This is a genomic window from Methanobrevibacter sp. (assembly GCF_045636185.1).
Taxonomy (GTDB): domain Archaea; phylum Methanobacteriota; class Methanobacteria; order Methanobacteriales; family Methanobacteriaceae; genus Methanocatella.
Window position 1 is genome coordinate 1 of record NZ_JAZTXC010000186.1, and the last position, 8,291, is coordinate 8,291.

The following is an 8,291-nucleotide window of genomic DNA, read 5'->3' on the forward strand; positions in this document are numbered from 1 at the left end:
TTGATTCAAGTAAATCAACAAGTGGAACTGAAAATGTTGAATCAGAAAAATCTGTTACCACAACTGAACGTGATACAACTGCAGAAAGTAAATATAAAGGATTCAATGCTGAAGAACCTGTTGTTGTAACACAAACTGATGGTAACGAAGAAATTAATAATTCAAAAGTTACTGAAACATCAGAAAAAACTGATTCAATATCTGAAACAGGTGCAGAAGAACGTGAATCTTCTATTTCAGGAAATGATGATTCAACAAGATCTACAACACTTAGTCATACGGAAGAAAATACCAATGAAAAAGTATCTACGCATACAGGTACTGAAACCACACGTAGATTTGGTAATATTGGTATAACTACATCACAACAAATGTTACAACAAGAATTAGAAGTCAGAAAATATGATTTCTATAAAATGATTTACAAAGATATTGATTCAGTGTTATGTTTAAGCATATATTAATGCTAGAAAGGGTAAAATTATGAACAGATTAATTGGTGGGTTAATTCTTCTCAATTTAACTGCTATTTCACTTAATTTAAGTGCAGGCGAAGTTGATATTACTGATGAAGATGTTAAAAAACAATTAACAGATCTACGTGTTTTCATTGATGAAAATCGTGATTTCACAAAAGAATCCAAAAAAGGTTTGAAACCTGTTTTGGTGCAATATCGTTCAAGTGGCTCAAAATTTGATGGTATTGTTCAATGTAACTTATCTTTTAACACAGATGCGTTACATTTATCTATTGGTGGTAAAACCTTATTATCCAATGGAAAAACAATTGATATTTTAATCAATGTTGTATATGAATGGACAGAATACGTTGGTTATACAATTGATAGTGCAACACTTCTTGCACGTGAATCTATTGAATCAAATATTCCATCACCTGTGGTTGCCGATAGTGGTAAAGTGTTGGGTGTTAATTCATCAGGTGAATACGTATTAAAAGATGATGCAAAAGGCACACAATTGTATGAACATGCTATCACCATTAGTGGTATTGATGAAAATGAACAAGAATTAGATGTTACATTTTATATCTATTCTAAAAAAAGTGATGCATATACACTTGATGATTTAGGTAATGGTATATATAATGGACAAAATGGAATTGTTCAAATTTCTGCTGAAACAAATAATGGTGTATGGGCGTATAATCCATATTACTTATACATTGATAGTGGTGAAACTATCTATGTTTATTTAACAGATCAAATTACAAATGATGCCTATTTAACAAATCAATCTATCAATGACACCATTACACCACTTTAATATTTAAAAGAAAGGATTTAAAAAATTATGAAAATTACACAAGTTTATCAAATTGTTAATGATGCTCAAAAACAAATTTTAGGTGAAGATAGCATTGTTAAAGAAGATTTATCTAATGTTGTAAGCATTGGTGAATCAATTGCAAACATGAATTTATATGATAAATTCGTGGGTGCTTTAGTTAATAGAATTGCGAAAAATATTTTCTCAATTCGTGCATATTCAGGTCGTGCGCCAAAGGTTTTAATGGATTCATGGGAATTTGGATCTATCGTTCAAAAAGTGCATGGTAAACTTCCTGATGCTCAAGAAAATGAATCATGGGAATTACAGGATAATGAAACCTATAACCAAGATACATTCTATAAACCACAAATTAGTGTTAAATTATGGAATCACAAAACAACTTTTGAAATTCCACTTTCAATTGCCGAAGAACAATTAAAACAATCATTCTTAGGTGCAAGTGAAATGGCACGTTTCGTTGAGATGTTATTCCAAATGGTTGAAAATTCTTTAACACTTAAATTTGATGCTCTCATTATGAGAACAATCAATAATTTCATTGGTGCAACCATTTATGATGCTACATCAGGTAGTGTTGTTCAAAATACTACACGTTGCGTTAAACTTTTAACTGAATATAATACAATTCATGGTTTAACAGGTGGTGATGCTTTAACACAAGCAAAAGCATTATACGATAAGGATTTCTTACGTTATGTTGCATATAGAATGAAACAAGTTGCATCACGTATGGCAAACTATTCCACTTTATTCAACATTGGTGGAACAGAAAAACATACACCACGTGATTTATTAAGAATTGTATTATTAGATTATGTTGATGCAGGTGTTTCTGCTTTCTTACAATCTGATACATTCCATGAAGAATTGGTTAAACTTCCTGAGGCAGATGTTGTTGCATGTTGGCAAGGTAGTGGTGAAACATTTGCCTTAGCAGATGCATCTAAAATCCATGTTGAAATTCTTGATAAGACAGGCACAAAACGTGAAGTTGAACAAGCATATATCGCAGGTGTTATGTTTGATTTTGAAAGTTTAGGTGTAACTGCTTTCAACAAACGTGTGAAAACACACGTTAATGAACGTGCAGAATTTTATAACTATTGGTATAAAGAAGATGCAGGTTACTTTAATGATTACAATGAAAACTTTGTTGTATTCTTAGTTGCTTAATTCTTACATGCTAAATTAAAATAATGGTGGTAGGTGGTTACTTACCACCATTTTTTGTAGAAAGGAATTAAAATATGAGATTAACAATAAAATTAATGGTTGAATTTATTGCAGAAGATATATTTTCCAATAGTATGCAATTAACATTTGAAAATATTACTGATCTTGAAAAATGGAATATTCCATCACAAGATGTAAAAAAATTAGATTTACAAATTACACCATCAAATAAAACTTTGTCTGTATGGGTGGGAACATCATCAGGATCGGCAACATATACTTTATCAGATGCAAATATTGTAGATTGTTCAGAAAATCAAAGTTACATTATTTTCACATGTGACATACCATCAACACAATTAAATACCTTACTTTATTTTATTCAAGAAGGTTATATTGAAGTTAATCAAAAAGGTAAAACAACATTATTTGTTTTTAGACAAAATTCACCGAATAATTATCTTTCAAAAAACTTAATTAATATTGATGCAATTGATGGAAAATTTAACCAAACAATCGGATTAAAAAATATTAATGTTGATATAAAAGCATATAGTCGTAATTTTAATTATGTTTATATACCTATATTCAATAGATATTATTATGTTGATTCAATTGAATTTATCAGTGCAGATTATACACGATTGCATTTAAAAGAAGATGTTTTAATGTCATGGAAAACATTGATTCGTTTACAAAATGGATATATTTTAAGATCATCAAAAACTTCAGTAACAAATCCAAAATTGATTGATGATCGGTTTCCTACAACGAATATTCTTGAAGTTGATTATCTTATTCCACGTCCGACAACAACAGGATCTTTAGTTAATTGTTATTTGGATTTCTCAAATATAAGCAGAAATATACTTGTTACTACAAATAGTAGTTTAATATCAACACCACAAAATGCACCTGATTATCCACTTGGATTACCTGAAATTAATGGTGCAAAAGGTAATTATACACATTATTATTTAATGACAAGATCAACATTTAATACATTACGAAATGCAACATTTAATAATGATGTACCACTTTCATTTATTACATCTGCAATTTGGTTACCATTTAATACACAAAATATGGAAACAAATGTTTTTAAAATTGTAGCAAATAAATATGTAGTTGCAGGTGATTATGCTTTATATCACGATGTAAATAATGATGCAGGTCAATGGTTTCAACAAGATCCATCACAAACACCAAGTGATCCTTGGGTAAAAACAAGTGAATGTACATTATCTGCAAGCCCTTATTTTATAACAAATGATTTTGTATTCACAATCAATGATCCTGATTATTTATCATATGAGCCATATACAAATTATGAAATTTATGTGGCGTTTGTTGGTTGGGTATCAATTAATGCAAATCAATTAATTAACAAAAGAATTTTACTTTATTATTCAATAGATTTTGATACAGGAAATGCAACTGCATTTTTATACAATTATACCGATTATGAATTAATATGGTCGGGAACATGTTTATTTGGTTTTAAATTACCTATTACATCTTCCAATGCCGAAGAAATAACAAGAGAAAAACAAAACAATGCGTTAAATCTAACAATGGGTTTAGTAAGTGGATCATTAGCAGTTATAGGTGGAATTGCATCTGAAAATGTCGGCATACTTGCTAAAGGTGGTGTTGGTTTAACAAAATCAATCATTTCATATGCTAATGCAGAAAATACAATGTATAAACGTGGTGTAACTGCATTTGGAAGTAGTGAAAATGCATTACATGTTAATAGTGAATTAGTTATTAAAATATCTCACTATAATACCTTATTTAGTGATCAAACAATTTTTAATGCTATGAATGGTAAACCTTATAAAAAATATGAAGTTTTATCCAATCATATTGGATATTATATTGAAGTCCCGTATATTCATTTTGATCCTAAGGCATATAGTATTTATCAAGATGAAATTTCAGAAATTGTTGAATTATTGCATAATGGTGTGAATATTTGATATAATACATATGCGCTTATTAATAGTGCGTTTCTTCTTTGAATGGGGTGCATTGGGTTGTTGGTTATCCTGATGCACTTTTTATTTATTTTCAAAAGTTTTTTAAAAGTTGTTGACAGGTTGTTGAAAATATGCAATACTATAATTGCCAAAAGGCAGAAAGAAGAAAAAACCAAATGAAAACCACACAACAAATTTTAGAAAAAATTATCACAGATTTTGTTTACAATCTTAAAGAATCAAAAAGATACGTTAAACAAGCATCTGAAGATTTAAAAAATAATCACTATAATTCATATCAAGAAAACATGACTATGTGCGATCTTATGAACTCTAAAAATTGTGAATTAGCACAAATGTATGCGTTCATCAAAGAAATTAAAATAATGGTTGCATTTAATGAATTAGAAAAAATTGCATCAGAAGAATGGGGTGAATTTTAATATGAAAAAACCAAGATATCCAAACAGATATATTGTTTTTCATTCTGCTATTGGTGAGTTACCATTTAATACTCTAAAGGACGCAAGAAACTATGTAAAAAGAGTAGAGTGGCAATGTCCTCAATATGCTTTAAGTATTTATGATAGCAAAAATGAATGTTACATTTTCTAAAGGAAATATTATTATGAAAAAACTAACAATTAAAATTGGTGAAGAAGAACATCTTTATACAGGTGATGTTTCAATAGTCATTGGAAACCACTCTATAAAAATTCTTGAATTTGGTGAAGATCAGTCATGTAAAGAATCTGAAATTTTAAGAAATGGCGCAATTGTTACCATCAACAATTGGAAAGAAGATTAATATGGAAAAATACAGAATTAGATTAATTAAAATTGGAAAACCATCAAAATATAAATATAGTGTAATAAAAGTTGATGTTGATAAAAAACATAGATATTTCATTGTTCACACTAAAATATATCACCATGAATTAATTGAAACGATCAGATTTGATGATTGTGATTATATTGAAATCTTTAATGAAACTTCAGAATATGGAATGTTTACATTATCTACATCAGATAAACCAATAAAGGTGGTAAATCAGAAATGATTGAAAAAAGGCAGGTGAACTAATGAAAAACAATTATTATGATCCAAAACAAATTAAACCAAATACGATTATGAAATTTAAGTTAAGACCACGTGAAAATGGAAAAAACTATTTTATGAGAAAAAGGGGGGAAAAGATAATGCAAAAATTTATTCCAATTCATACAGGTTGTCAATATTATGATAAAGATAATAAAAAATGTTCACGTGATGGAAAAGGTTGTCATTTATTAACACCATGTATATTACAAAGAAAACAATTATTTCATTTAACTTATATTAGAAGAAAGGAAAAAAGATTATGAAGTATCCATTACAAAAAGAGATTGAACAAAATCTAAAAGAAAGCACCGATTATGTTGTTGAAACAATTAACATTCCAAAGGCGCATGAAATCGCAATCAAATATTATGATGCTATTAAACGTATTGAAAAAATATGTTCAGATAGAAAAAGGTATTAATACGAAAGGGGGAACTTATATGAAAATCAAAGTATTAAAAACCACAAAAACAACATCTGATGGAAGAACATTTACTTCCTATTTCACACCTGTAATGATCGTTGTAAAAGGCGAAGAAGATAAAGGTGAACAACGAAAAGGTTTAACATTAAATTTCAGTAAAGAATCTGAAAAAAAGTTACCTGTTAAATTCAATGGTGGCATTCTTGAATGTAAAGGTGAAGATGTTATTATGCCTTATGTTTACGAAATTAAACAAAAAGATGGTAAAGATGTTTATCCAAATGTTTACATTAAAGATTTTGATACCATCTCACCATTAAAACCTAAGAAAAACACGTGCCAATTCTTAGTTGATGAAGAAGAACAAGAAGAAACAATTATCGGTTAATTATTAAATCAATAAGGGTGTAGTGATATAATGTTGCTACACTCTTATTTGAAAGGAAAAACCATATGAATGTTAAAGGATTAAAAATTAATGATATTCTAAATATTGATTTAGATACTTTTAATAATTTAAATGAATCACAACTTCGTGCAATTACATCACGATTAGTTAGTGCAGGTAATAAACGTATTAGAAGATTAGAAGAACATAATATTAATTCCCCTGCATTACAGGGATTAGGCAAAAACAACAGATTTTCAACTAAATTATCTTCTGATGTTAAAAAAGGTAATCAAACAAATAAATTACGTGAAGAATTTGCACGTGCAAGATCATTTCTTGTTGCAGAAACTTCTACCATTAAAGGTTTTAATAAATATAAAGAAAGAACATATGAAAGATTATCAAAAGAAATGCACATTCCAAAAGAATCATTAAAAGATATTTTAGATGTTAATAAATTATTTGAAATACACCATAAACTTCAACAAAAAGGATTGATTTCTTCATATGCACATTCTAAAGGCAGTATTCAGGGAAGAAACCAAATTGCAGAAATGCTTTTAAGTAATCCAAATCTTACTGCAGAAGAAATTGAAAGATGGTATGAAGAAAATTATGAAGAAGTAAATAAAGATCAAGAAGAAACAGAAAATGAAACACCATCAACAAAGTTATGACATTTTTGAATTAAAAAATGAATTTGATGAATTATCTGATTTTAAAAAATATATTTCTACTCTTAAATATAAAGTCATTAATACAAATAAGAAAATATCATATTTAAACCTATCATGTGTAATAGATATTGAAGTATCATCATTTTATGACACTAATAAAGAAAAAGTCGGTTTAATGTATTGTTTCACATTAGGTATAAATGGAAGATCATATTTTGGTAGAACAAAAGATGATTTATTAAATTTACTATCTTTTATTATTGATACGTTTAATATATCAAAGAATAGAAGATTAATTTTCTATATTCAAAATTTAGGATATGAATTTCAATTTTTTATGAAATGGTTTACATGGATTTCTGTGTTTGCTTTAAAAAATAGAACACCTGTTAAAGCAGTTACATATGATGGTATAGAATTTAGATGTAGTTATCTATTATCAGGTTATTCTCTTGAAAAAATTGGTGAACATTTACAAAAATATAAAGTTAATAAAAAAGTTGGTGATCTTGATTATAGATTAATTAGAACACCATTAACACCTTTAACAAATAAAGAAAAAGGTTATGTTTTAAATGATGGTTCGGTTGTCATGGCATATATTCAAGAACAAATAGAATCACATAAAAATGACATAAATAAAATTCCATTAACTAAAACAGGTGAAGTTAGAAAATATTGCAGAAACATGTGTTTATATAATGGTGGTGGAAGTCATAAAAAATCAGGAAGAAGTTTTTTAAAATACCACTATTTTATCCACAATTTAAACATTCAAAGTATAAATGAATATAAACAATTAAAACGTGCCTTTGCAGGTGGTTTTACACATGCAAATCCATTAGTGGTTGGAAAAGTGCAAAAGAATGTTGCATCATATGATTTTACATCATCATATCCTGCAGTAATGCTTTCAGAAAAATATCCAATGATGAATGGAAAATTAGTTGTAATAAGAAACAAAGAACATTTTATAAATTTGATTAATAATTTCTGTTGTTTATTTGATGTAACTTTTATTGATCTAAAATCTAAAATTTGGTTTGAACATTATATTTCTGAATCGCATTGTTATACATGCCAAAATCCAAAAATTGACAATGGCAGATTAATTAGTGCAGATAAAATTTCAATTACTCTAACAGAACAAGATTATAAAATCATTGAACAAACATATTCATGGAAAGAAATGTATGTAAAAAACTTTCGTATTTATAAACGTGATTATTTA

The 8,291-nt window shown here is 27.8% G+C and carries 13 protein-coding genes; all 13 read left to right on the forward strand.

Annotation, left to right across the window (positions count from 1 at the left end; genetic code table 11):
• The coding region (locus ACKI3Q_RS10195; RefSeq protein WP_407416481.1) for a hypothetical protein at positions 1-464 on the forward strand (464 nt) is incomplete at its 5' end.
• A 19-nt stretch (positions 465-483) separates the two neighbouring features.
• On the forward strand, positions 484-1,284 hold the full coding sequence (locus tag ACKI3Q_RS10200; protein ID WP_407416482.1) for a hypothetical protein: 801 nt from the start codon (positions 484-486) through the stop codon (positions 1,282-1,284).
• Between the two features lie 27 nt (positions 1,285-1,311).
• Positions 1,312-2,484, forward strand: a complete 1,173-nt coding sequence (locus ACKI3Q_RS10205) for a hypothetical protein (protein WP_407416483.1) — start codon at positions 1,312-1,314, stop codon at positions 2,482-2,484.
• A gap of 95 nt (positions 2,485-2,579) precedes the next feature.
• Positions 2,580-4,466, forward strand: a complete 1,887-nt coding sequence (locus ACKI3Q_RS10210; protein WP_407416484.1) for a hypothetical protein — start codon at positions 2,580-2,582, stop codon at positions 4,464-4,466.
• 131 nt (positions 4,467-4,597) lie between these two features.
• Positions 4,598-4,909 carry a hypothetical protein gene (locus ACKI3Q_RS10215; protein WP_407416485.1) on the forward strand — a complete coding sequence of 104 codons (312 nt, stop codon included), beginning with the start codon at positions 4,598-4,600 and terminating at the stop codon, positions 4,907-4,909.
• A 1-nt stretch (position 4,910) separates the two neighbouring features.
• Positions 4,911-5,081 carry a hypothetical protein gene (locus tag ACKI3Q_RS10220; protein WP_407416486.1) on the forward strand — a complete coding sequence of 57 codons (171 nt, stop codon included), beginning with the start codon at positions 4,911-4,913 and terminating at the stop codon, positions 5,079-5,081.
• 13 nt (positions 5,082-5,094) lie between these two features.
• Complete coding sequence (locus ACKI3Q_RS10225) at positions 5,095-5,274, forward strand: hypothetical protein (protein WP_407416487.1); 180 nt, start codon at positions 5,095-5,097, stop codon at positions 5,272-5,274.
• A gap of 1 nt (position 5,275) precedes the next feature.
• Positions 5,276-5,527: a hypothetical protein gene (locus tag ACKI3Q_RS10230; RefSeq protein WP_407416488.1), complete on the forward strand. Its 252-nt coding sequence runs from the start codon at positions 5,276-5,278 to the stop codon at positions 5,525-5,527.
• 22 nt (positions 5,528-5,549) lie between these two features.
• Positions 5,550-5,831 carry a hypothetical protein gene (locus ACKI3Q_RS10235; protein ID WP_407416489.1) on the forward strand — a complete coding sequence of 94 codons (282 nt, stop codon included), beginning with the start codon at positions 5,550-5,552 and terminating at the stop codon, positions 5,829-5,831.
• Positions 5,828-5,989, forward strand: coding sequence for a hypothetical protein (locus tag ACKI3Q_RS10240; RefSeq protein ID WP_407416490.1), 162 nt, complete (start codon positions 5,828-5,830; stop codon positions 5,987-5,989). Before ACKI3Q_RS10235 ends, ACKI3Q_RS10240 begins: the two co-directional genes overlap by 4 nt.
• A 19-nt stretch (positions 5,990-6,008) precedes the next feature.
• A complete protein-coding gene (locus ACKI3Q_RS10245) occupies positions 6,009-6,380 on the forward strand; it encodes a hypothetical protein (protein ID WP_407416491.1) in 372 nt (123 codons plus the stop codon).
• Positions 6,381-6,445: 65 nt separating this feature from the next.
• Complete coding sequence (locus ACKI3Q_RS10250) at positions 6,446-7,060, forward strand: hypothetical protein (RefSeq protein ID WP_407416492.1); 615 nt, start codon at positions 6,446-6,448, stop codon at positions 7,058-7,060.
• A partial coding sequence (locus ACKI3Q_RS10255) for a DNA polymerase (RefSeq protein ID WP_407416493.1) occupies positions 7,035-8,291 on the forward strand: 1,257 nt, incomplete at its 3' end. The genes ACKI3Q_RS10250 and ACKI3Q_RS10255, both read left to right, overlap by 26 nt.